The organism is Halomarina ordinaria (genome assembly GCF_030553305.1).
Classification (GTDB): Archaea; Halobacteriota; Halobacteria; order Halobacteriales; family Haloarculaceae; genus Halomarina; species Halomarina ordinaria.
Genome location: NZ_JARRAH010000001.1, coordinates 640,769 through 664,172, shown reverse-complemented (window position 1 = coordinate 664,172; position 23,404 = coordinate 640,769). Strand labels below are relative to the sequence as shown.

Sequence of the window (23,404 nt, the reverse complement as noted above, 5' to 3'; positions counted from 1 at the left end):
GCGAGCGCTCTACGAGGTGATTCGTAACCCTGCGAGTCGCAGCGCGGGAGCGAAGTGGCCGGGACCGCCTCGCACCGGTTCGAATCCCGGTCGGTGCATCCTGCGAGGAGCGGACGCGACGAGCGAGAGTTCCACGAGGGCGGACTCACGCCGCCGAGCCCTGGTCGAGGAACGTCCGGTGGCCCGCGAGGTAGTCGTACCCGCTGCCGAGGACGAACCCGTAGACGAGGTAGGCGAACAGCGTGACCGCCAGCAGCGGGACGTCCTGGGCGAGCGTCTCCCACCCTCGCCACACGGCGATCCAGACGCCGGCGGCGTACCCGAGCCACAGGACGAAACTGAACACCAGTCCGTGCGTGGCTCCCGATTCCCCGGGGAGTCCCCAGGTGAACCCGGCGAAGAGCAGGGGCCACGCGAACGCGAACAGCGCGACGAAGACGAGGAGCGTGAGCGCGAACGCCGTCCCGCTGGCGAGCGCGCAGTACGGCGGACCGCCGATGGAACACAGGCCGGTGAACGTCGCGAACACGAGGGGTTCCGCCCCCGGAAGTACCGCGTCCAGCGTCAGCAGCAGCGTCAACAGGACCGCCGTGGCCGCTATCCCCCCGCCGATGGTGCTTCGAATCGGGTCCATACCCCGGTACCAACGTCGACCGTCAAAAGGTCACGCCGACGTTCGGAGCGCAGAGAGCGTCCGGCCTCCGTGTCGTTCCGGACGGGAACGGTCCGGGCGGTGTTCCGAATCCCCCCGACGGACGGGTGGGGACCGACGACGCCGTCCTCCGGCCGACGCGCGGGTTTATACTCGTCTCGCGTGTATCCCACGCTCGTGGTGAGTTCCGTGCTCTCGATACTCGACTCGTCCGCGCGTCGCACAGTCGCCGCGCTCGCGCGTCGCGGCCGGCACCTGTTGCGGGCCGGCATATCGACCGTGCTGGTAGAGGGGGTCCGCCGGCGGAACCCGAGCGTCGTCGTCAACGGTCTCGTCTCGCTCGCGCTCACGTTCGCGCCGACGCTGCTGGAGCGACGCTACGGCACCTCCTTTCACCCCTGGCAACGGCTGTGGGTCTCCGGGGCGATGTTTCTCCACGCGCTCGGGATGCTCGGTTCCTACGACCGGGTGTGGTGGTGGGACCACGTCACCCACACGCTCTCGGCGAGCATCGTCGGCAGCCTCGCGTACGTCTTCGCCCGGACGAGCGTCGACGGCGACGGCGAGCGTCGCGTCCGGAACACCTCGGGGTTCGTCGTCGGCGTGACGCTCGGCCTCGGCGTGCTGTGGGAGGTCTTCGAGTACATCGTCCACGCCCTCGCGCGGCGCCTCGGTCTCGAACCGTTGCTCGTCCCCTACGGCCCGTACGACACCGCGTTCGACCTCGTCTTCGACGCGGTCGGAGCGGCGCTGGTCGTCGCCTTCGGTCCTCGCGCCCTGTCGAACGTCGTCGACTCGCTCGACGCCCGCCGAGGTGATGGTGGAGAGCCCCACGCGCACGCGTCCCCGGAGTAGTCGGCCGACTCAGTGGGCGTGCGCCGGGGACGCGACCGGGTCGGCGTCGTCGCCGTAGAGGAGCGCGAGCGCGACACAGGCGACGACGACGAGGCCGGCGGCGGTGGCGAAGGCGCTGAGCACGCCCGTCGCGTCCCAGATGAGGCCGACGGTGACGGGGCCGGCGACCTGGCCGACCTTCCACGCGATGGAGCGAAGCGACATGCTCGCGGCGACGGCGTCGAACCGCTCTCCCTCCTCGACGAACAGCGCCATGCTCGCCGGCAGACGAATGCTGTCGGCGACGCCGCAGACGGCGTAGGCGGCGAACAGGACGAAGAACGCCCCCGGGAGCGCGTAGCCGAACGCGGAGACGCCCGGGACGACGCCCTCGGCGTACCCGGCGGCGGGGACGAGCAAGGCACCGACGGCGTAGAGGAGCGCGCCGACGAGGACGAAGTGGTGTTTGTGCTCGACGCGGTCGGTCAACCCGCCGACGTACCCCTGGGTGAGCCCCTTCGTCACCTTCCCGCCGGCGAGGATGCCGCCGACGGCGAAGGGGCTCATGCCGAAGGCGCTGTGGGCATAGATGGGGAGGAACAACAGGACCGCCATCTTCCCGAAGGAGAGGCCGAACCGGAAGACGACGAGCGCGCGGACGGTCGACCGGTCGAGCAGCCGACCGATGGTCTCGAGACCGGTGGCCTCCTCGGCGCTCGTCCGGCCGCCGGGGTCGTCTCTGAGCAGCGAGTAGAGGAGGACGAACGCGCCGAGAGAGACGGCGGTGAGGACGCCGTAAGCCGCACCGAAGCCGTAGACGGCGAGCAGGTAGCCGCCGACGAGGTCGCCGGCGAGCGAGGAGAACGCGCCGACCTGGTTGTACGTCCCGAGCCACTGGCCGCGGTCGCCGGCGGGGCTTATCTCGCCGACGACGGTGGTCCCGGTAATCCAGAGGAGGCTCGCGCTCACGCCCTGCAGGACGCGGACGACGATGACGTCCAAGACGCCGTCGACGAGCCAGAAGCCGACGAACACGCAGACGTTGAGCGCGAGTCCGACCAGCAGGTAGCGCTTCGCGTTCCCGGTGTCGACCTTCCGGCCGAGCGGGAGGACGATGAGCAACTGGGCGAGGGCGAACGCGGTCCCGAACAGTCCCTCGACGGTGCTGGTCGTCCCGAACAGGTCGGCGTAGAGCGCCAGCGCGATGGCGATGGTCGAGTACGCCTGCGCGCGGGCGAAGGCCGTCCCACTCAGGGCGAGGAACTCCCGGTCACGAAGCACGCTCAGTGAGCCTCCGGACACGCTATCGAGTTCCCGGTCGAGCCGGTTAAACTGCTCAGTCGAGTCGCGCTTCGGACCGCGCTACCGCGTCTGACGGCCCGTGTGAGCGCCCGACAGGGCCGAACCGCGAATGCGCAGGGGACGTCGTCGAGCGTGGGCCGACCTCAGAGTTCGAGGCGTTCGACCAGTTGGTGTTCCCCCTCGTGGACGTTGATGGCGACGATGCGGACGTCGTCGTCGATGAGCGAGTCGTGGAGTTTCGACTTGAGGAGTTCGTCGACCTGGTAGACGCCGGCGGCGTCGGTCATCTCGATTTCGACGAGGACGGGCGACTCGTCGCCCTCGCGGAGGTTCACCGCCTGGATGGCCTGACTGGAGAGGGTGTTGATGCCGCGTCCGCCCTTCTCGTAGGGGATGCGCGAGCGCCCGCGCTCCATGTCCAGCGCGTCGGCGACCCGGACGACGCCCGCCTCGCGGGTGAGGGGCTGTTCGGCGGTGTGGTGACAGAGGATGGCGTGGAGCACCTCGCCTTTCACCCGCACGGCGTCCGCGACGCCGTAGAACTCGGGGAGGACGCGGTCGAGGACGTCGGCCGCGAGGGGGATGGAGTAGTAGGCGTGGTCGTCGCGGTGGACGACGTGACCGATGTCGTGGAGCTGGGCGGCGAGGGCGACGATGACCGCCTCGTCCGCCTCGTCGAGGCCCTGCTGGCTCGCGCCGTTGAACTCGACGTCACCGGCCTTCAGCAGGTCGTAGAGGCACAGCGCCCGGTTGCGGACGATACCGATGTGCTTGCGCCCGTGGTCGTTGTACCCCTTCCGGTCGACGGCGTTGACGTTCTGCGCCTCGAGGTACGCCTGTATCTCCTCGTCGTCGTCGACGAAGTCGAGAACGGCGTTCAGTCGGTCGTCGGGGAACGCGTGGTCCGCGGTCGGGTCGTACGTGCGCCCGCCGTTACCTGCGGTGCCGGTGCTCATACACGGTGACTAGTCGGCCGCGAGAAAAGGACTTTGCCTCCCAGCAGTCCGGACTCAGGCGGTGGCCGCGGCGTCCTCGACCTCGTCGTATTCCGGTTCGACGCCGGGGTCGTCGCTCACCCACGCGTACGTGACTTCGCCGTCCTCGTTCACGACGAAGACGGCGCGCTTGGCGACGCCGTAGACGCCCAGGTCGGCGAAGTCCATCGAGACGTCGTACAGGTCGACGAGTTCGTCGTTGGCGTCGCTGATGAGCGGGAAGTTGAGGTCCAGTTCGTCGTGGAAGGCGTTGAGCGCGAACGGCGAGTCGACGCTGACGCCGTAGAGCGCCACGCCGGCGTCCTCGAACGCCGAGAGCCGGTCGCGGAACGACGCCAGTTCGTGCGAGCAGACGCTGGTGAACGCCCCCGGAAAGAACGCGAGGACGACCGGGCCGTCCTCGAGCGCCTCCGAGAGGGTGAACGATTCGACGTCCTCGCCGGTCGCGAGCGGTGCGGTGAAGTCGGGTGCCGTGTCGCCTACCTCGACCATTTCGTCCCTCGGTAGGGACGTCTCGTACATAAGAACCGACCTTCGACACGAGCAAAAGGCCTATAATCTGCAGTTTGCAAAGGACGGTAGACATGGCAACCACCGTAGTACCGCTGTTTCCGGGAATCCCCGGCGGGATAGAACTCGTCGTCATCCTGCTCATCGTCGTGCTGCTGTTCGGGGCGAACAAGCTCCCGCAGCTCGCGAAGTCGAGCGGGCAGGCGATGGGCGAGTTCCAGAAGGGCCGCGAGGAGGTCGAGCAGGAGCTGCAGCAGATGCGCGAGGGCGGCAACGCCGACGCGACGGCCGACGCCACCGACGACGACGCGGCGACGACCGCGACCACGACCGACGACACCGCGACCGCGACGCAGGCGGACTCGGAGCCGGCGACCGAGACCGAAACCGAGAAGCAGAACTGATTTTTCCTCTCCCGCGGGGAGTTTCTCTTGGGGCGTGTGGCCTAGTGGACAGGGCGAGAGGTTCCTAACCTCTCGATCGCGGGTTCGAATCCCGCCACGCCCGTGGCTTCTCGCGAACGGACGTGAGCGAGAGCCACGGCACTAGGGATTCGAATCAGGGAGCGAACGCAGTGAGCGACCGGGGTTCGAATCCCGCCACGGCCGCTCGCCTCGCTTCGCTCGGCTCGCGCGCGTGGCGACGTTCGCGAACGCTTCGCGTTCGCTCACTCCCGTCACGCCCGCCCTCCGGCGAACGATAGCGAGCCGTGAAGAGGGGAATGACTCGAATCAGGGAGCGACCGACGTTCTGTCCGAGTGGCGACTGGGACGAACAGCGAACGGTCCTCGGTCGGATTCGGCGTCGCCGGCCTACCGTATCTCGGTTCGCCGGAACCGACGGTAGCCGAACCCGAGCGACAGGACCAGCCAGGCCGCGAGGACGAGGAACCCGACCCACCCCTGGACGTAGGCCGCGTCCGACACGGGGTAGGCCGTTATCTCGGCGAACTCGGGGATGATCGTCCGCGTCGCGTAGCCGATGGCGGCCGTAGGGTTGAGCAGGTGAACGAGGAGGACCCACCCAGGGACCCCGGATTCGGGGGGGACGTACCCGACGGTGACCGTCTGCAGGACGGCCGTCACGACGTCCCATCCGAGTTGAAAGAGGACGTAGAGGCCCGTCGCGCCGGCGAGCGCGGCCGGCTGGGAGCGCATCACCGACGAGAACCCGATGCCGATGGCGACGTAGACCGCACCGTAGAGGACCGTCAGGAGCGTGTAGAGGACGAACTCGCCGACCGCGAACGACTCGTAGGTCAACAGCGCGATGACGGCGACGACCGCGTAGCCCGTGAGGATGGCGGCGGTCAGGACGGCGCTTCGACCGATGAACTTCCCGAGGACGACCTCGCGGCGCGTGTTCGGCAGGCTGAGGGCGAGCCTGATGCTCCCGCTGTCGCGCTCACCGACGATGGAGTCGTAGGCGATGCCCAGTCCGAGCAGCGGGACGAAGAAGGCCATCGGCTGGCCCATGCTGTTCAACAGCGCCAGCGTGCTCGTCGGGACGTCGCTCTCCCCGTACATCGGCGGGACGTGCTGGATGGCCGCCCAGAAGCCGGCGACGAGGACGAACAGGAGGGTGACGGCGAGCAGCGACCCCGAGCGCGCGGCGTCCCGTACGTCTTTCCTGATGACTGCAGCGAGGGACATGTGTCGACGAGTCGTCCATAAGTGGGATAACGTTGTTGGACGGCAGGGCTCGACGAGCGGCGACCGGAACGCGTCGGCGGCGTCGAGTCTGTCACCGCGGCGGACCGTCCGTCCCCGCACACGCCCCTCACCCGGTCGACGGTCGCTCGCGGGTGGATACACCAGTTTTCATTCTTCATTAAAGAGTTTAACGCTCGAAAGACTTTTGGTGTAATAATCCTCACCGGGAATCATGAATCGCACGACGCCGACGGAAAGCGTGGTCTCAGCGGTCGTTGACGCGAAGGACTGCACGCCCATGGAACTGCCCCCCCTGTACGAGGTCGTCGACCCGGACGCCCTCGACAGCGTGGTCGAGGCGGGGCTATCGGTGTCGTTCAGGTACGCCGGCTGTGAGGTTCACGTCGAGGACGGGGAGGCCATCGCCACCGTCCCCCCGACGGCGGAGATGGTGGCGCCGCCCCAGGGACAGACCCACTGAGGCCGACGGGAACGCACAAGCCGTCCGTCCGCCTCTCACGGGACGACCGTGAACTACGATTTTCGTCAGGAGCCACCGACTGCGATGGCGTACGTCGCCCTCCGCGAGCGCGCCGGTCTCGGCGCGCGCACCGTCGCGGCCGCCGAGCGCGGCCTCCCGAACAGCGTCCACGCGGTGACGGTCCGCGCGGACGGCGACCTCGTCGCGATGGGTCGGCTGGTCGGCGACGACGGGTGCTTCTATCAGGTAGTGGATATCGCCGTCGACCCGGCCCACCAGGGGAAGGGACTCGGGTCGCGAGTCGTCGCGGACCTGCTCGCTTACCTGCGCTCGAACGCACCCTCGACCGCGTACGTGAGCCTCGTCGCCGACGTCGAGGGGTACTACGAGCGGTTCGGGTTCGAACGACTCCGCGAGAACCAGTACGGGATGGCGCTCACCGTCGAGTGAGCGCGAGCGTCGCTTACTGCTCCCGGACGACGACGTCGCCGTCCTGCTGCACGACGACGGCGTAGTCGCCGTACGCGAAGCGAACCGCCGTGACCGCCGGCAGTTGGACCCCCGACTGCGGGGCGAACAGCGCGGTGAGCGCGTCCGGGTCGACGTACTCGAACAGCGGGTCGAGTTCGGCGGGGTCCGAGTCCGTCGCCTCCACGAGCGCGTCGACGAGCGCGTCGACGATCGGGTCGGCCGACTCCCAGTCCACCGTAGCCTGCCCGGCGACCGCGTTCGTCCCATCTGTCCCACCGATTTGTTCCATCGTTCTGACAGCCATGGTTTCAATATAGTCCCGAACTATATCAAGTTATGGTTCGTTCTTCATCTCGTGAATAAATCCCGCGTATACCGCGTAGGGGGACCGAGAAGCCCTTTTCGGCGTTCGATTTCAACTCCGAACACCGGGATGACAGTTTTCGTCGGTGTCGCGTGTGGGGTGTTCGTCGACCGGTACCCGGGGGAAGAGTACCTCCGCTGGCGCGAGTGCCGGCGATTCCCCCGACCGCCGTGGGTCGCTCAGATGGGTCCGGGACGGGCGAGACCGTCCGGAATCGCGGGGAAGAGGGCGTCGAGGTCGGCGTCGCGGTCGACGACCTCGTACTCTCGCCCGTTCCGGTCGACGACGCCCGCCGCCTCGAGGTGCCCGAGGTGGGCGTACGCCTCGCCCGGCCCGTGGAGGATGTGGATGTACCGGAGGTCGCCGAAGAGGTGGGCGCTCACGGTCCAGGCGTCCGCGGGGCCGTGGGCGTCGAGGACGTCGAGGACGCGGTCGGTCCGCTCGCGGTGGTGGACGACGATGTCGGCCGCGCGCCCGGCGACGTCCACGATGGGACCGCGGTGGCCGGGCCACGCGCGGGCGTAGTCGCGCTCGACGAGCGTCGAGAGCGTGCCGAGGTAGCGTTCCAGCGGCCGCTCGACGCGGACGTCCGCGCCGCCGACGTTCGGGGTGTAGTACGGGAGCAGGGCGTCCCCGCTGAACAGTTCGTCGCCGCTCGCGCCGGCGAACGAGCGGTAGTCGCTCTCGAAGGCGTAGCCGCAGAGGCCGTCGGTGTGTCCCGGCAGGTAGACCACCTCCAGTTCTCGGTCGCCGGCGAGGACGATGTCGCCCGGTTCGACCGTCTCGACGGTTGCGGGGCGACCGGAGATGTCGTGCTGGTTCCCGAGGAAGTCGAGTAGTTCCGCCTGAGCGTCGGCCGGCATCCCCCACTCGTCCAGTAGCGACTGCTGGCGCGCCGCGAGCGCTTCCTCGGCGTCGGGGTCCTGCTCGACCAGCGGCCGGTCCGCCTCGTGCACGCGGACGACGGCGCCGCCCGCCTCCTGTATCTCGCCGGCGAGACCGGCGTGGTCGGCGTGGAAGTGCGTGAGGAGCACCTGTTCGATATCCTCGAACCCGAGGCCGTGGTCGGCGAGCCCCGCGCGCAGTTGCTCGCGGGTCTCGTCGGTCGAGACGCCGGTGTCGAGGAGCGTGGTCACCTCCCCCTCCAGCAGGTAGGCGTTGTTCAGCCCCTCGAAGGCCGTGTTGCCGAGGCTGATGGCCCTCACGCGCATCCCCCCGCGACCGCCGGGGCCGCACCGACCGTGTCGTCGGCAGCGAGCGGCGTCGCCCCTCCGGCGCGCGCGCGAACGCTCTCGCCGTTGACGAGGACGTTCACGTGCGGTCGGAGGCGCCCCTCGCCGTCGAAGACGAGCGGGGCGAGCGACTCGTGGTCGGTGGCGACCGCGCGCAGCGCCGCGGTCACGGTGGCGTCGTCGGGGACCTCGCGGGCGAACTGGCGCTCCCCGACGGCGTCGCGGAGCGTCCCGTAGAACTCGAACTGTACGCGCATGGACGTTTCTGACCGGGGCGAGCGTATAAGTATATCTCCGTCGCCCCGCCGACCCCAAGCGCTATCCGCGGGCGTGGTGTGCCCTCGACCCATGGCGCGCGTCACCACGCCCGAAGAGCGCTTCGACGACCTCCCCGAGTTCCCCTACGACCCCTCGTTCGTCACCGTCGGCGACGACCTGCGGATGGCCTACGTCGACGAGGGGTCGGGCGAGGAGACGTTCCTCTGCCTGCACGGCGAACCGACCTGGTCGTTCCTCTACCGGAAGATGATACCGACGCTCGCGGAACGAGGGCGCGTCGTCGCGCCCGACTTCGTCGGGTTCGGACGGTCGGAGAAGTTCACCGACCGCGACGCCTACACGTACGACCTCCACTACCGGACGCTCGTCGAGTTCGTCGAGGCGCTCGACCTGCACGACGTCACCCTCGTCTGTCAGGACTGGGGCGGCATCCTCGGTCTCCCCGTCGCCGTGAACCACCCCGAGCGGTTCGCTCGCCTCGTCGCCATGAACACCGGCGTCCCGAGCGGCCGCCAGGAGATGCCCGAGGAGTGGGAGGCGTTCCGGTCGTTCGTCGAACGGGTCGAGGAACTCCCCGTCGGTATGCTCGTCCAGAACGCGACGGCGACCGACCTCTCCGAGGAGGTGCTCGCGGCGTACGAGGCGCCGTTCCACACGGAGGCGGCGAAGGCGGGCGCCCGCGCGTGGCCCGACATGGTCCCCAGGAAGGGTGGTGGCGACGGGGCGGAGACGACCCGCGCGGCGGCGTCGCGACTCGCCGAGTGGGAGAAACCGGCGTTCGTGCTCTTCGCCGACTCGGACCCCATCACGCGGGGGAACCGCGACCCGTTGCGCGACCTCATCCCGACGGCGAGCGACCAGCCGGACACGTGGGTCGAGGGGGCGATGCACTTCCTGCAGGAGGACGCAGGCGAGGAGCTAGCCGAGGAAATCGTGGCGTTCGTCGACCGGACGTGACGCCGGCGACGAACTCGCCACAGGTGGACACGGCCTCGCGAACCGCTGGAGTCGTCTACTCCAGAAGAGCGCCTCGGGGAGTCGAGTCGGGCCGGTGACTCCCCACCGTTCGGACGAACGGCCCGCGAACACGCGGCACCTATCGGAGTGGGGATGCGAAACGCGTCGACAGGTGCAGTACTTCCTTGACGGCCGCGCTGTATAACGGTTGTGTAATGCTAACGTTTATCGATAAGTGCTCGCCAGACACATTCCCCAACTCATGGCCACGGGTGGGTATCACCTAACCGATTCGACCGCTCGGTGCTCGCCGTCAACCGTTTTGCCAGACACTCTCGTAAGCGAGCTATGACTGGAGGGCGCCCCGACGTTCGGGAACCGAGACGAGTGACCGTATCACGGGGACGGGGACGACGAGCGCACGGCTCCCCGCGAGCGCACCGGGGAGGTCCGACGCTGGCCGCCGCGGGCGACCTGTAGCCGGTTTCGCCACGGAACACTCCGTACGAACGACTTGCGGCAACCGCCTCGGCTTCTCTGGTACTGAAGCGGGACACGCACCTAGCAGGTGTATGGCGCAAACCACAGTCGACGCCGACCGATTCAGCGCAGAAGCCGACTGGGACGTCCTCTACCTCGACGGGGAGCGCGAACGCGGCGACCGCGACGCGCTCGAGGTCGACGACCCGGCCACCGAGGAGGTGTTCACGACGGTCCCCGCCGGCACCGTTGAGGACGTGGACGCGGCCTACGAGACGGCCGCCGAGGCGGGCCGCGAGTGGGCCGCGCGTCCGCCCCAGGAGCGCGCCGCCGTCGTCGAGCGCGCCGTCGAGGTGGTCGAGGAGCACCGCGAGACGCTCGTCGACCTGCTCGGAACCGAATCCGGAAGCACGGTCGTGAAGGCGAACGCGGAACTCGACACCGCCCTCGGGATGATGCGCGAGGCCGTCTCCTTCCCCACCCGCGTCGGCGGCGAGGTGAAGGAGTCACTCACGCCGGGCAAGGAGAACCTCGCCAAGCGCGAACCCGTCGGCGTGGTCGGCGTCATCTCGCCGTGGAACTTCCCCTTCCACCTCTCGATGCGCGCCGTCGCCCCCGCGCTCGCGCTCGGGAACGGCGTCGTCCTCAAGCCCGCCTCCACGACGCCCATCACCGGTGGCCTGCTCCTCGCACGGCTCTTCGAGGCCGCCGGCCTCCCCGAGGGCCTGCTGAACGTCGTCCCCGGTCACGGCTCCGACATCGGTGACCGGATGGCGGGACACCCCGAGGCGTCCGTCGTCGCCTTCACCGGGTCGACCGGCGTCGGGAAGGGCGTCGCGAAGCAGGCCGTCGACCACCTCGCGTACCCCGCGATGGAACTCGGCGGGAACAACCCGCACGTCGTCCTCTCCGACGCCGACGTGGACGCCGCCGTCGACTCTGCGGTGTTCGGTAGCTTCCTCCACCAGGGCCAGATATGCATCTCCATCAACCGACACCTCGTCCACGAGTCCGTCTACGACGAGTACGTCGAGAAGCTCACCGAACGCGCCGCCTCCCTCCCCGTCGGCGACCCCCACGACCCCGACACGGTCGTCGGCCCCATCATCGACGACGACCAGCGCGACCAGATACTGGCGTACGTCGAGGAGACCGTCGAGCAGGGCGCGACGCTCGAAACCGGCGGCGAGGCGGAGGGACGGTTCGTCGAGCCAACCGTCCTCTCCGGCGCCACCAACGACATGAGCGCCGCCTGCAACGAGCACTTCGGCCCCGTCGCCCCCGTCGTCCCCGTCGCCGACGACGAGGAGGCGGTCGAACTCGCCAACGACACCGAGTACGGGCTGGCCGCCTCGGTCCACTCGACGGACCGCGAGCGCGCCGAACGCGTCGCCGACCGCATCGACGCCGGGATGGTCCACATCAACGACCAGCCGGTGAACGACGAGCCGCACGTCCCCTTCGGCGGCGTGAAGGCCTCCGGTATCGGGCGGTTCAACGGCGAGTACATCATGGAGGAACTCACCCGGACGAAGTGGGTGTCCGTCCAGCGCGACGAGCGCGACTATCCGTTCTAAACTACCTTCTTGACGGGGGCATCGCGAGCGCGACGGAGTCGCGCTCGCTCAACCCCCGTCAAAAGCCTGGACCAAAAAAGCCGCTCGTGAGCCGCTTCGCGGCTCACTCGCGGTACGGTACCGGGGACGTGTCTGGACTTCACCGGGCGAGTGCGACTGGTAGCGGGGAATGAGATAGCGACTCCCGACGTGAGTGTCGGACACACCGCCCCTCGCGCGAAACTGGTGTCCAGCAGTCAGGCGGCGTCGAGGTCGTCCCTGTCGTCGAAATCGGCGTCGTCGTTCCCACTCTCCTCTCCCTCGCTCCCCTCCTCGAACCCCGGTGCGTCCCCTTCCGTCACGCGCACGCCCTTGCTCGCGAGGTGGCGCAACTGGCGGCGGGCGTAGTCCTCCTCGGTCGTCCCGCGTGTGGCGAGGACGTACATGCGCGCGCTCCCGGTCGGGCGCATCGTGCGGCCGGCGCGCTGGGCGCCCTGCCTGCGCGACCCGCCCAGTCCGGAGGCGACGATGGCCACCTCCGCGTTCGGCAGGTCGATACCCTCGTCGCCGACCCGCGAGATGACGAGCGTCTCGCGCTCGCCGTCGCGGAACGCCCGGAAGTGGACGCCCCGCTCGCCGTGGCGCATCTCCCCGGAGATGAAGGGCGCGTCGAGGGCTTCAGCGAGGATGCGACCCTGCTCCAGGTACTCGACGAACACGAGCGTCTTCTGGTCGGGGTGAGCGTCGAGCAGGGCGCGGACGGCGTCGACCTTCGCGGGGTTCATCGCCGCGACCTGCCGGCGCTCGTGGCCCTCGGCGCTCGCGTACTCGTTGCGCGAGAGGTCGTCGCCCCACGGCACGTACCGGATCTCGACTTCGGGTTCGGCGACGAACCCCGCCTCGAACAGCGCGCTCCAGTCGGTGCCGATGGGCGGGCCGATGAGGGTGAATATCTCCTTCTCGCGGTCGTCCTCGCGGGTGGGTGTCGCGGACAGCCCCAGTCGGTGTTTCGCCTGCAAGTCGGCCGACCGGCGGTAGACGGCGGCCGGGACGTGGTGGACCTCGTCGTAGACGATGAGTCCCCAGCGTCGCTCGTCGAACAGCATGCGGTGGCGGTCCATCCCGGCGGTCTGGTAGGTGGCGATGGTGACGGGTCGTATCTCCTTCGTACCGCCGTGGTACTCGCCGATCTGCTCGTCGGTGAGCGTCGTGTGTTCGAGGAGACTCGCGTGCCACTGCTCGGCGAGGTCGCGGCTCGGAACGAGCACGAGCGTCTCGCCGCCGACGCTCGCCATCGCCCCCATCGCGGCGACGGTCTTGCCGCTGCCGGGCGGGCCGACGAACACGCCCGACCCCGACTCCTCGAAGCGCTCGACCCAGTGGGCCTGGTACTCGCGGAGGTCGAGGGTGAGGTCGACGTCCAGCGGGTCGCCCGTCTCCAGGTCGCGCTGGTCCTGGACGGGGTAGCCCGCCTCGTAGAGGACCCGCTTCACCTCGCCGACGGCGTCGTCGTTGACCCAGCTCTCGGTGTCCGAGACGTCCGCCCGGAGGTGCTCGCCGGCCTCCAGTTTCTGGCGAGCGACGTTGCCCATCAGGTCCGGACTCGACGCCGAGAGGAGGGTGTAGCCGTCGGGGTGGGTCACGAGCGCGAAGCGCCGCGCGCGGGTCCACTGGCGCTCGACCCACTCCTCCAGGTGTGGCGAGCGTTCCGGGAGGACCGAGCGCATGGTCCGGAGAAGGCCGTCGAGGTGGTCGTAGGGGGCCTGCCAGATGTCCTCCTCACGGATGCGGTAGATGTAGGCACCGTCGCGCGTGGAGTCGACGAGGTGGGCGAACTGCGCGAGTTGCGCGCGCGTGAACTGCTCGGGGTGTTCGACGACGAGTTCCCGGCGGTCGGGGAAGGCGATGACGTGTTCGCGGTCGGCGAACGACTGGAGGTCGCTCGGGTACCAGACGACGGGGTCGCCGGAGACGTCGACGCGCTCGATGCGGCCGGCGTCCGCGAGCGTGTCGAGCAGGTCGCTCGCCGTCGCCTGCGAGACGCCGAGGATACGCGCCGCGTCGCTCGCCGAGAGCACCGGCCGGCCGAGTTCCTGGACGACCTCGTGGAATCGCGCCGCGCTCAGTCCCGCGTCGTCGGACTCGGACTGTTCTGACACTACCCGAGGTAGGGACGGGGGCGTGAAACCGGTTGCGTCCTCGTCCACCGGGCCGAGCCGTGGAGGTTATGTACGCGTTCGATAATACTCGAGTATGAGTAGAGGAGTCCTCGAAGAGCAGACCCGCGACGCGCTCGCCGCCGCCGGCGAGCGGACCCTCCACGTCGGACGCGACCGGCCCATCCGCATCAGCGCGGGCCACCGCCTCCTGCACCACGACGGGAAGTGCTCGCGTCCGCACGGCCACAACTACGAGGTGAGCGTGACGGTCCGCGGCGAACTCACCGAGGAGGGGTGGGTGGTGGACAAGGGCGACGTCACGAGCGTCGTCGACGAGTGGGACCACCGCTTCCTCGTCGAGCGGGGCGACCCGCTGGTCGAGGCGTTCGAGGCCGCCGGCGACGGCGACGCGCTCGTCGTCCTCGACCATCCGCCGACCGCCGAGGTGATGGCCGTCGTCCTGGAGTCGCGACTGCGCGACGCGCTGCCCGAGACCGTCAGCGCGGTGTCCGTCTCCGTCGCCGAGACGGGCGAACTCAGCACCGGAGACTGATGCCGGTCAACGCCGACCGGACGACCCTCCGCGAGTCGGCCGACGAGGGCGACCTCCCGGTCAACGAACTGTTCTACTCGCTGCAGGGGGAGGGGAAACTCGCGGGCGTCCCGAGCGTCTTCGTCCGGACGAGCGGGTGCAACCTCCGGTGCTGGTTCTGTGACTCCTATCACACCTCCTGGGAGCCGACCCACGCCTGGATGACCGTCGACGACGTGGTCGGGGAGGTCGAACGCCACGACCGGGCGCAGCACGTCGTGCTCACCGGCGGCGAACCCCTCCTCCACGAGTCGAGCGTCGAGTTGCTGGAACGGCTGTCGGCGGCGGGCTACCACACGACGGTCGAGACCAACGGGACCATCTACCGCGAGGCACCCGTCGACCTGGCGAGCGTCAGCCCGAAACTCGCCTCCAGTACGCCCACCGCGGCGAACGCTCCGGAGGGGACCGACCCCGGTGTCTGGACCGACCGACACGACGAGAAACGAATCGACCTCGACGCGCTCGTCCGCCTGGTCGAGACCTACGAGACGCAGGTGAAGTTCGTCGTCACCGGGCGCGAGGACGTCGAGGAGGCGACCGACCTCGTCGAGGCGGTCCGCGAGCACGCGAGCGTCGCCGTCCCGGACGCGGACGTCCTGCTCATGCCCGAGGGGACGACGCGGGAGGCGCTCGCGGAGCGCCGCCACCTGGTGGCCGACCTCGCGACCGAGTACGGCTATCGCTACACGCCGCGACTGCACGTCGACCTCTGGGACGACGCACCGGGGACCTGACGGCGAGTCGTCGTCCGGCCGTCACCCGCCGACGCGTCACTCACCCCGCACGCTTTTACGCCGTCGCGCCGCCTGTCGTGATAGAGATGGTCACGCACAATAGGGGCGCTGACGAGGACGTCGAGGACCTCACCACGCTCCTCGACGACGTCATCCGGACGCAGGAGCCAGAGGAGGCGTTCGCGGCGGTCGAGGCGGTCCGCGAGAGCGCCCTCGACTACCGACGGGGGCGGACCGACTCGCGCGACGCGCTACGCGACCGGCTCTCGACGGCGGACGCGGGGACGGCGAACGCGGTCGCCCGGGCGTTCACCACCTACTTCGAACTGGTGAACCTCGCCGAGGAGCGCCAGCGCGTCCGGGCGATTCGCACCGGCGAGGACGAGGGGACGCTGTCGGACGGTCTCGAGGCCGCCGCCGAAGACCTCGCGGAGACGCCCGACCTCGTCCCCGGGATACTGGAGGACGTGTTCATCGAACCGACGTTCACCGCCCACCCGACGGAGGCGCGCCGGAAGACGGTGAAGGCGAAGCTCTGGGACGTCGCGCGCCACCTCGAACGCCTCGACGAGTGCAACCTGACGACGGGCGAGCGCCAGCGCGTCCACCGCTCGCTCCACGCCGCGGTCACGAGCCTCTGGCAGACCGCCCAGGTGCGCGACCGGCGGCCGACGCCGGCCGACGAGGCGCGGAACGTGCTGTTCTACCTCGAACACGTCCTCCTCGACGCCGTCGCCGAGGTGTACGACGAGGCCGAGCGCGCGCTGTCGGCCGAACTCGGTGCCGTCGAGGTGCCGCAACTGGTCGCCTTCCGGTCGTGGGCCGGCGGCGACAGCGACGGCAACCCCTACGTCACGCCGGAGACGACCGACGAGGTGCTCGAACGCCAGCGCGAGGTGGCCGTCGAGCGCTACCGCGAGGAACTGAAGGCGCTCTCGGGCGAACTGAGCCAGGACGGGCGGCGCTTCGGCGTCGACCGCGACTTCGAGCGCTCGCTCGCGCTCGACCGCGAGCGTTTCCCCGGCATCGCCGCGACGGCGACGGAGCGCTACCCCGACGAGCCCTACCGCCAGAAGCTCCGGCTGATGCGCGAGCGCCTCGCGCGCGTGAACGACGTCCGTCCCGGGGGTTACGAGTCGGGCGAGGCGCTCGAAGCGGACCTCGCCACGCTCCGCGAGAGCCTCGCGGACAACGGCGGCGAACTGGTCGCGCGCACGCACCTCGACCCCGTCCGACGGCGGGTCGAGACGTTCGGCCTGCGCCTCGCGAGCCTCGACCTCCGCGACCACCGGGCGAACCACACGACCGCGGTCACGGAGGCGTTCTCGCGCGTCGGCGTGGCGTACGACGAACTCGACGAGGCGGAACGGGTCGAGGTGCTGACCGACGCCGTCCTCCAGGAGACGCCGGTCGTCGACCTGACGGACACCGAGGACTGCGACGAGGCGACGACGCGCGTCTTCGAGCGGTTCGCCCGACTCGCCGACTGGCACGCGGAGTACGGCCCCGAGGCCGTCGACGCCTACTGCATCAGCATGACGGAGGAGGCGAGCCACGTCCTCGAGGTGCTGTTCCTCGCCGACCAGGCCGGCGCGGTCGAACTCCCCGACTACTGCCCGATCGACGTCGTTCCCTTGCTCGAGACCGAGTCGGCGCTCTCCGGCGCCCGGGACCTCATGGGGACGCTGTTCGAGAACGAGGCGTACGCGGCGGCGCTGGCCGCCCGCGGCAACGACCAGGAGGTGATGCTCGGCTACTCGGACTCCAACAAGGAGAACGGCTTTCTCGCGGCCAACTGGGACCTCTACCGCAACCAGCGCCGGCTCGCGGACATCGCGAACGAGTTCGACGTGTCGCTCCGGCTGTTTCACGGCCGCGGCGGTTCCATCTCCCGTGGGGGCGGCCCGATGAACGAGGCGTTGCTCGCGCTGCCCGCCGAGACGGTGACGGGACGGGTGCGCTTCACCGAGCAGGGCGAGGCCATCGCCGAGAAGTACGGCAACCCACACATCGCGGAACGGGAACTCGAACAGATGCTGAACGCGCAGTTGCGCGCGCGAAAGCGGGCTCTCGAACGCGGCGTCGAGTCCGTCCCCGAGCGCTGGGGCGAGGCGATGGAGACGATGGCCGGGGCGGCCCGGACGGCCTACCGCGACCTGCTCGAGACCGAGGGGTTCGTCCGCTACTACGAGCACGTGACGCCCATCGCCGTCATCGAACGGCTGAACCTCGGGTCGCGCCCGGCCTCCCGGAGCGGCGAGCGGACCGTCGAGGACCTCCGGGCCATCCCGTGGGTGTTCTCGTGGACCCAGTCCCGGTGTATCCTTCCCGGATGGTACGGGCTGGCGACGGGGCTCGACGCCTACCTCGATGGAGAGGGGGACCTCGAGAGCCTCCGCGAACTGTACGCCGAGTGGCCGTTCTTCCGGACGATGCTCGACAACGCGGCGCTCGCGCTCGCCCGCACCGACATGGAGATAGCCGCCGAGTACGCCCGCCTCGCCGACGAGGAGAGCCGCGAGCGGTTCTTCCCGACCCTCGAACGCGAGTACGAGCGGGCCGTCGACCTCGTCCTCGCCGTCACCGAGCGCGAGGACGTCCTCAGCAGGCAGTGGCTCCGCGAGAGCCTCCGGGCGCGCAACCCACACGTCGACCCGCTGAACTTCCTGCAGGTGGCGCTGCTCTCGCGGTCCGACCGGACGCCGGTCGGCGAGCGCACCCTCCGGCTCACCGTCCAGGGCATCGCCGCGGGGATGAAGAACACCGGATAGCGGACCCTCGCATCCGAAGCGATAAGCCCGGAAGCGACGGATGGGGTGACGTGAGCGACTCATCCGACGCGCCGCGGGCCGTCGTCCTCGTCTCCGGCGGCATGGACAGCGCCACCGCGGTCTGGGAGGCGCGCGAACGCGGCTATGACCCCCTCTTCCTGCACACATCCTACGGTCAGCGCACCGAGACGAAGGAGTACGAGTGTGCGAGTCGACTGGCCGAGGAGTGCGACGCGGCCGACTTCCTGCACATCGAGACCGACCACCTCTCGCGCATCGGCGGCTCCTCGCTGACCGACGAGGGGATGGCCGTCGGCGACGCCGACACCGAGAGCGAGGAGATACCCGACACCTACGTCCCCTTCCGCAACGCGAACCTGCTCTCGATGGCCGTCTCCTACGCCGAGGCACAGGCGGCCGAGGCGGTGTTCATCGGCGCACACTCCGAGGACTTCTCGGGGTACCCCGACTGCCGCCCCGCCTTCTTCGAGGCGTTCGAGCGCGTCGTCGACGTCGGGACGCGCCCCGAGACGGAGATAACCATCGAGGCGCCGTTCGCCGAGTGGTCGAAGACCCACATCGCCGAACGCGGCCTCGACCTCGACGTCCCCTTCGAGCACACCTGGTCGTGTTACCGCGACGAGGCACCCGCCTGCGGCACCTGCGACTCCTGTGCGTTCCGCCTGGAGGCGTTCCGCGCGGCCGGCGCGCGCGACCCCATCGCGTACGCCGAGCGTCCCGACCACTCGTAACCCTGACGCGCCTGCCGGGGCACACAACTACGTGCGTCGCGCTCGCGTACTCCACGCATGGGACGCACCCACTTCGACTTCACAGACGAGACGGTGGTCGTCACGGGCGGGAGTTCCGGTATCGGGCGACAGGTCGCGCTCTCGTTCGGCGAGGCTGGCGCGGCGGTCGTCGTCGCCGACGTGCGCGAGGAACCGAAGGGTGCCGACGTGCCGACGCACGAACTCCTCCGGGAGCGGGGCGGGACGGCCGCGTTCGCGGAGACGGACGTCTCCGACCCCCAACAAGTGAAATCGGTCGTCGAGGCGGCCCGCGAGTACGGCGGCGTCGACGTGATGGTCAACAACGCGGGGTTACACATCGAGGCCCCCCTGACGGACCTCACGCCCGAGCAGTTCGACCACATCTTCGCGGTCAACGCCCGGGGCGTCTACTTCGGCACGCAGGCCGCCGCGAACGACATGCTCGACCGCGGCGAACCGGGAACTATCGTCAACACCGCCTCCATCAGTTCGAACCTCGCCCAGAAGGGACAGGTGCAGTACGACGCGACGAAGGGCGCGGTCCGGATGATAACCCGCGGGTCGGCGCTCGAACTCGCCGAGGAGGGCATCCGGGTGAACGCCGTCGCACCGGGTCAGATAGCGACGGAGTTCACCGAGGGGTGGACCGAGGAGGCGCAGTCGGCCGCCGACGAGGGTGGGTTCATCAAACCCGTCCCCCTCGGGCGGGCGGGGTTCCCGGCGGACGTCGCGCCGGCCGTCCTCTACCTCGCGAGCGAGGACGCCGGCTACGTCACCGGCGAACTCCTCCACGTCGACGGGGGGTGGCAAGTGTTCTGATGGTGGAAAGGTTCATAGGTGATGAAGTGGTATGGTAACGTATGGCAGACACCAAGCGTGGCCGCGAGCGGAAGGGCCGTGACAAGCACCAGCAGCTCATCGAACGCTTGTACGACCGCGAAGTCGCCCTCGCCGACTCGACCGAGGTCGAACCCGAACCCGACCTCGACCTCGACCTCGACACCGAGGAGGACCTCGACCTCTTCGAGGCGGAGTGACCGCCTCCTTCCTGCCGATTCTTCCCCGCTAGCGGCCGCGCCGGGTCACCCCGCCGAACACTGGTTGGGACCGAGTTCGAGGTCCGTCGCCTCCGGTTCTGCCGGGATCGACTCGCGCCCCCGGTTAACGGCGATGACGCGCTCGTAGTTCGGTGGTTTCTCCGGCAGGCGCTCCTCCAACTCTGCGACGAACCGCTCCTCGTCGAGGCCGAGCAGGTCCAGTCCGGTCCGGAGGTCGCCGACGCGCGCGCGGACGGGCCACCCGGGGTGCGAGGCGGCCCACGTCCCGTCGGCCGCGACGCCGACGTGTGCCGGACAGACGAGGACGTCGTCCGGTTGGGCGACGAGCGTCTCGTGGAGCGAGCGATACTGCATCCGGGCACCGTCGGCCGCCGCCTCGCCCTCGTCGAACTCCAGTTCCGTCCGACCGACCGACTCGACGAACAGGCTGTCGCCGGTGAGGACGGCCGTCCCGTCGACGAGGTAGCTCGTCATCTCCGTCGTGTGTCCGGGCGTCGAGAGCGCCTTCACGTCGAGGTCGCCGACCGGGAGCACCTCGTTGCGCGAGAGCGCCTCGTACTCCACCGCCACGCCGCGCTCGCGGGCGCACTCGGGGAGGTAGTAGGGGACGTCGAGGGCTGTCGCCAGCGCACGGCCGCCGCTGACGTGGTCGGCGTGGACGTGCGTGTCGAGGACGCCCACTGCCTCGTAGCCTAGTCGGGAGAGCGTTTCGCGGTAGACGTCTCCGTGGCGCGAGGCGTCGACGACCACAGCCTCGCTCGTCTCGGGACAGCCGACCACGTAGCTCAGACAGCCCTTCGCTCGCCGCTGGACCTGCACCACCTCGGCCCGCGCGGTGCGCGCGACGGGGACCGCCTCGTAGACGCGACTCCACCCGCGCATCCCGTCGGCGACGTTCGCCGCGACGTATCCCCTGTCGAGCAGCGCGTCTGCGAGCGCACCCGAGGAGACACCCTTCGCACAGACGGTGACGACGCGCTTGACGTCGCCGACGCCGAGGGCATCGAGGGGGTCCTCCGAGAGCGGCTCGTCGGGCTTGTAGGGGTAGTTGTACGCGCCCCGGACGTGCCACGCCTCGTAGCTCTCCTCCGTTCGCGTGTCGACGAGGACGAACTCGGCGTCGGCGTCGAGCAGGGCGGCGAGTTCCTCCGGCGGGAGTTCCGGTGCCATAGGTGACCTTCGACACGGAGTCACATAGCGACCGCGGCCGGAGGTATTCACGATGGCGTCGTCCACGACGGCAACCTCGTGACCGCGCAGCCGTAGCCCGACCACGCCGAGTGGCTCGCGGAGTCTCTCCGGTCGCCCGGCACTGAAATCGATTACCGCCGGTCCGTTGCCGCCGACCGAGGACTCCGACCCTTTTTCGGGACGGACGCGCAGAGCGTCGCGTAGCGACCAGAGACGACAAAAAACGAGTGTCGATGGTGGTTCAGTCAGTTCAGAACTGGACTGCGGACTGCGACTGGCTGCTGCTCTGACCCTGGGACTGGGTGTTGAAGGCGCCGCTCTGCTTGGCCTTCTGCTTCTGGTCGTTGTCCTGGTACTGGTACTGGGTGTTGAACGCGCCGCTCTGGTAGGCCTTCTGCTTCTGGTCGTTGTCTTGGTACTGGTTCTGGTAGTTGAAGAAGCCACTCTGTTTGGCCTTCTGCTTCTGGTCGTTATCCTGCCACTGGTCCTGGTAGTTCGCGAAGCCGCTCTGGTAGGCCTTCTCCTTCTGGTCGTTCCACTGGTCCTGGTTCTGATAGTTGTCGCTGGCCGCGACCGAGCCCGCCGCGCCCGCGAGGGCGAGCGTGACGACGGACACGAAGACGAGCAGCAGTCTGGTTTTCTTTCCAATCATGGTAGCTCTCTGCCGACACCTCATTGACGTCGACATTAGGGCCGTCCACGCCCTTCGTATTTGTTACTCACTGACATTTTTTAACCACTGGACAGAGACTCACTGGTTGGTCGAATTACCGCTTCGATGAGTAATGGACGTTCTGCTGGTAGATTGAAACGTCCGCGCGCGAGTTATCCTTGCAGAATTGTATGACGGTTTTTCGACTCGTTCCGTCAGCAGTCCTCTCCGGGTTGCAGACGGTTGATAATGAACGTGACGGCTCGAATCCGACTAATTTGGTTCACAGAGACCGAACCGCCGACCACCCTGACCACCCCCCACCGGAGGAGTCCAGAGAAGCGGCTAGTTACCGTTTCACGACGTCTCCAGAACTCTATCGGAGATAATTCGGACCGAACGAACGAAGGAGACTCACTACACGAAGTATTGACAACTGGCTGCCATTAGTGCGCCTGTCGAACGTCATGAGTCGGTCCATGCGAGCGTGACGGGCTCGATGGTGACGTGAGGAGGCCGAAATAAAGGGCTGCGTGGGTGTTCAGGTCAGTGAGTTCAGCTCTGGGTCGCGGACTGCGACTGGCTGCTGCTCTGACTCTGGGACTGGGTGTTGAACGCGCCGCTCTGCTGGGCGCTCTGCTTCTGGTCGTTGTCCTGGTACTGGTCCTGGTAGTTGAAGGCGCCGCTCTGCTTGGCCTTCTGCTTCTGGTCGTTGTCTTGGTACTGGTCCTGGTAGTTGAAGGCGCCGCTCTGCTTGGCCTTCTGCTTCTGGTCGTTATCCTGCCACTGGTACTGCGCGTTGAAGGCACCGCTCTGTTTGGCCTTGTCCTTCTGGTCGTTGTCCTGATACTGGTACTGGTCGCTGGAGCTGGCCGCAGCCGAGCCCGCCGCACCCGCGAGGGCGAGTGCAACGACGGACACGAAGACGAGCAGCAGTCTGGTTTTCTTTCCAATCATGGTAGCTCTCTGTCGACGCCCCGCTGACGTCGACGTCAGGGTCAAACACGCCGCCCGTATTCGTTATTCACTGACACATGTTAATGGAGATATAGAGACTCCATCTTCGGTGGATTTCTCGGTTCCGCGCCCATGGACGTTCCTGAGGTCGGAGTGAGATGTACCGCGTGAGGGTGGTCCCGCGACGCGTACTGTTCGACCGCGACCGGTCGGGCCGGGAGTCCTCCCGGGATTGCGGACCGTTGGAAACGATACCCGCCCTGTGTTCACGACTAAACCCGCTGACGGCGACCAGTGCGTCGTATCCATGACCACTTCCCCCTCGGAGAACTCCGGCCCTCCGGTCACTCACCGCGTCACGACAACTCCAGAAACCGCCCGGAGGTAATTCGAACCGAACGAACGAGCGAGGGTCCTTACTCGGACAGATAGCAATCGGCTGTCACGGTTGCGTTCACCTGGTTTCGGATTTTTCGATATCGTGTGGTACCCCTGCATTATCTTTCATTATAGTTCGCCGAAACAACCATAACGGAACCGCGAGTAGCGCCGCGTATGGTCCCGACACCCTCGCCCCCGACGCGACATCGGATGCCCGACTTCGCCGAGATGCGCCGAGCGATTCGCGCCCTCTCCGACGGCGAGGAGATCCGCCGCGCGCTCGACGCCGTCTCGCCGATGAACGAGGAGTGACGCACGCGACACTACGCACGTTCTACGATAGCTCGACCGCCGAGCGGTAGCGACGG

General features: G+C 68.4%; 25 protein-coding genes and 1 tRNA gene. 14 read left to right on the top strand and 12 right to left on the bottom strand.

Annotated features, from left to right (window positions below; genetic code table 11):
• Positions 1-145: 145 nt before the first annotated feature.
• Positions 146-634, bottom strand: a complete 489-nt coding sequence (locus P1Y20_RS03555) for a DUF6789 family protein (protein WP_304447279.1) — start codon at positions 632-634, stop codon at positions 146-148.
• A 198-nt stretch (positions 635-832) separates the two neighbouring features.
• On the opposite strand from P1Y20_RS03555, the gene P1Y20_RS03550 reads away from it, so the two are divergent.
• Positions 833-1,507, top strand: a complete 675-nt coding sequence (locus P1Y20_RS03550) for a DUF2238 domain-containing protein (protein WP_304447278.1) — start codon at positions 833-835, stop codon at positions 1,505-1,507.
• Between the two features lie 9 nt (positions 1,508-1,516).
• Here P1Y20_RS03550 and P1Y20_RS03545 read toward each other — a convergent pair whose 3' ends face one another.
• The 3 genes from P1Y20_RS03545 to P1Y20_RS03535 form a co-directional block, all read right to left on the bottom strand.
• A complete protein-coding gene (locus tag P1Y20_RS03545; protein ID WP_304447277.1) occupies positions 1,517-2,788 on the bottom strand; it encodes an MFS transporter in 1,272 nt (423 codons plus the stop codon).
• A 143-nt stretch (positions 2,789-2,931) separates the two neighbouring features.
• A complete protein-coding gene (locus P1Y20_RS03540; RefSeq protein WP_304447276.1) occupies positions 2,932-3,744 on the bottom strand; it encodes an HD domain-containing protein in 813 nt (270 codons plus the stop codon).
• Positions 3,745-3,798: 54 nt separating this feature from the next.
• Complete coding sequence (locus P1Y20_RS03535; RefSeq protein WP_304447275.1) at positions 3,799-4,275, bottom strand: redoxin domain-containing protein; 477 nt, start codon at positions 4,273-4,275, stop codon at positions 3,799-3,801.
• Positions 4,276-4,367: 92 nt separating this feature from the next.
• On the opposite strand from P1Y20_RS03535, the gene P1Y20_RS03530 reads away from it, so the two are divergent.
• On the top strand, positions 4,368-4,697 hold the full coding sequence (locus P1Y20_RS03530) for a twin-arginine translocase TatA/TatE family subunit (RefSeq protein WP_304447274.1): 330 nt from the start codon (positions 4,368-4,370) through the stop codon (positions 4,695-4,697).
• Between the two features lie 30 nt (positions 4,698-4,727).
• A tRNA-Arg gene (locus tag P1Y20_RS03525) sits at positions 4,728-4,800 on the top strand.
• 305 nt (positions 4,801-5,105) lie between these two features.
• Here P1Y20_RS03525 and P1Y20_RS03520 read toward each other — a convergent pair.
• Positions 5,106-5,945 (bottom strand): ABC transporter permease, encoded by an 840-nt coding sequence (locus P1Y20_RS03520; RefSeq protein ID WP_304447273.1) that lies wholly within the window; start codon positions 5,943-5,945, stop codon positions 5,106-5,108.
• 232 nt (positions 5,946-6,177) lie between these two features.
• Here P1Y20_RS03520 and P1Y20_RS03515 point away from each other — a divergent pair, with 232 nt between their 5' ends.
• On the top strand, positions 6,178-6,426 hold the full coding sequence (locus P1Y20_RS03515) for a HalOD1 output domain-containing protein (RefSeq protein ID WP_304447272.1): 249 nt from the start codon (positions 6,178-6,180) through the stop codon (positions 6,424-6,426).
• Positions 6,427-6,510: 84 nt separating this feature from the next.
• Positions 6,511-6,876, top strand: coding sequence for a GNAT family N-acetyltransferase (locus P1Y20_RS03510; RefSeq protein ID WP_304447271.1), 366 nt, complete (start codon positions 6,511-6,513; stop codon positions 6,874-6,876).
• A gap of 13 nt (positions 6,877-6,889) precedes the next feature.
• Here the strand turns inward: P1Y20_RS03510 and P1Y20_RS03505 are convergent, their stop codons facing one another.
• From P1Y20_RS03505 to P1Y20_RS03495, 3 genes are all read right to left on the bottom strand, one after another.
• On the bottom strand, positions 6,890-7,201 hold the full coding sequence (locus P1Y20_RS03505; RefSeq protein ID WP_304447270.1) for a HalOD1 output domain-containing protein: 312 nt from the start codon (positions 7,199-7,201) through the stop codon (positions 6,890-6,892).
• A 239-nt stretch (positions 7,202-7,440) separates the two neighbouring features.
• Positions 7,441-8,466: an MBL fold metallo-hydrolase gene (locus P1Y20_RS03500; protein WP_304447269.1), complete on the bottom strand. Its 1,026-nt coding sequence runs from the start codon at positions 8,464-8,466 to the stop codon at positions 7,441-7,443.
• Entirely contained in the window at positions 8,463-8,750 is a 288-nt protein-coding gene (locus tag P1Y20_RS03495; protein ID WP_304447268.1) for a ubiquitin-like small modifier protein 1, read from the bottom strand. Before P1Y20_RS03495 ends, P1Y20_RS03500 begins: the two co-directional genes overlap by 4 nt.
• Before the next feature lie 91 nt (positions 8,751-8,841).
• Here P1Y20_RS03495 and P1Y20_RS03490 point away from each other — a divergent pair, with 91 nt between their 5' ends.
• The gene (locus P1Y20_RS03490; RefSeq protein ID WP_304447267.1) at positions 8,842-9,729 is read left to right on the top strand and encodes a haloalkane dehalogenase; all 888 of its coding nucleotides are present in this window, start codon (positions 8,842-8,844) and stop codon (positions 9,727-9,729) included.
• 572 nt (positions 9,730-10,301) lie between these two features.
• A complete protein-coding gene (locus tag P1Y20_RS03485; RefSeq protein ID WP_304447266.1) occupies positions 10,302-11,786 on the top strand; it encodes an aldehyde dehydrogenase family protein in 1,485 nt (494 codons plus the stop codon).
• Between the two features lie 236 nt (positions 11,787-12,022).
• Here the strand turns inward: P1Y20_RS03485 and P1Y20_RS03480 are convergent, their stop codons facing one another.
• Positions 12,023-13,924 carry a DEAD/DEAH box helicase gene (locus tag P1Y20_RS03480; protein ID WP_304447265.1) on the bottom strand — a complete coding sequence of 634 codons (1,902 nt, stop codon included), beginning with the start codon at positions 13,922-13,924 and terminating at the stop codon, positions 12,023-12,025.
• Positions 13,925-14,018: 94 nt separating this feature from the next.
• Here P1Y20_RS03480 and P1Y20_RS03475 point away from each other — a divergent pair, with 94 nt between their 5' ends.
• From P1Y20_RS03475 to P1Y20_RS03450, 6 genes are all read left to right on the top strand, one after another.
• Positions 14,019-14,477, top strand: coding sequence for a 6-pyruvoyl trahydropterin synthase family protein (locus P1Y20_RS03475; RefSeq protein WP_304447264.1), 459 nt, complete (start codon positions 14,019-14,021; stop codon positions 14,475-14,477).
• Positions 14,477-15,253 carry a 7-carboxy-7-deazaguanine synthase QueE gene (locus P1Y20_RS03470; RefSeq protein WP_304447263.1) on the top strand — a complete coding sequence of 259 codons (777 nt, stop codon included), beginning with the start codon at positions 14,477-14,479 and terminating at the stop codon, positions 15,251-15,253. The genes P1Y20_RS03475 and P1Y20_RS03470 overlap by 1 nt, the downstream gene beginning before the upstream one ends.
• 86 nt (positions 15,254-15,339) lie before the next feature.
• Positions 15,340-18,024 (top strand): phosphoenolpyruvate carboxylase, encoded by a 2,685-nt coding sequence (ppc, locus tag P1Y20_RS03465; protein WP_304447262.1) that lies wholly within the window; start codon positions 15,340-15,342, stop codon positions 18,022-18,024.
• A 50-nt stretch (positions 18,025-18,074) separates the two neighbouring features.
• Positions 18,075-18,776: a 7-cyano-7-deazaguanine synthase QueC gene (gene queC, locus P1Y20_RS03460; RefSeq protein ID WP_304447261.1), complete on the top strand. Its 702-nt coding sequence runs from the start codon at positions 18,075-18,077 to the stop codon at positions 18,774-18,776.
• A gap of 57 nt (positions 18,777-18,833) precedes the next feature.
• Complete coding sequence (locus P1Y20_RS03455) at positions 18,834-19,616, top strand: SDR family NAD(P)-dependent oxidoreductase (RefSeq protein WP_304447260.1); 783 nt, start codon at positions 18,834-18,836, stop codon at positions 19,614-19,616.
• Between the two features lie 41 nt (positions 19,617-19,657).
• A complete protein-coding gene (locus P1Y20_RS03450; protein WP_304447259.1) occupies positions 19,658-19,834 on the top strand; it encodes a hypothetical protein in 177 nt (58 codons plus the stop codon).
• A 45-nt stretch (positions 19,835-19,879) separates the two neighbouring features.
• Here the strand turns inward: P1Y20_RS03450 and P1Y20_RS03445 are convergent, their stop codons facing one another.
• The 3 genes from P1Y20_RS03445 to P1Y20_RS03435 all read right to left on the bottom strand — a co-directional run bounded on the left by P1Y20_RS03445 (position 19,880) and on the right by P1Y20_RS03435 (position 22,655).
• On the bottom strand, positions 19,880-21,025 hold the full coding sequence (locus tag P1Y20_RS03445) for an MBL fold metallo-hydrolase (protein ID WP_304447258.1): 1,146 nt from the start codon (positions 21,023-21,025) through the stop codon (positions 19,880-19,882).
• A 271-nt stretch (positions 21,026-21,296) separates the two neighbouring features.
• A complete protein-coding gene (locus tag P1Y20_RS03440) occupies positions 21,297-21,698 on the bottom strand; it encodes a hypothetical protein (protein ID WP_304447257.1) in 402 nt (133 codons plus the stop codon).
• 555 nt (positions 21,699-22,253) lie between these two features.
• Entirely contained in the window at positions 22,254-22,655 is a 402-nt protein-coding gene (locus P1Y20_RS03435; protein ID WP_304447256.1) for a hypothetical protein, read from the bottom strand.
• A 555-nt stretch (positions 22,656-23,210) separates the two neighbouring features.
• On the opposite strand from P1Y20_RS03435, the gene P1Y20_RS03430 reads away from it, so the two are divergent.
• Positions 23,211-23,348 (top strand): hypothetical protein, encoded by a 138-nt coding sequence (locus P1Y20_RS03430; RefSeq protein WP_304447255.1) that lies wholly within the window; start codon positions 23,211-23,213, stop codon positions 23,346-23,348.
• Positions 23,349-23,404 lie beyond the last annotated feature (56 nt).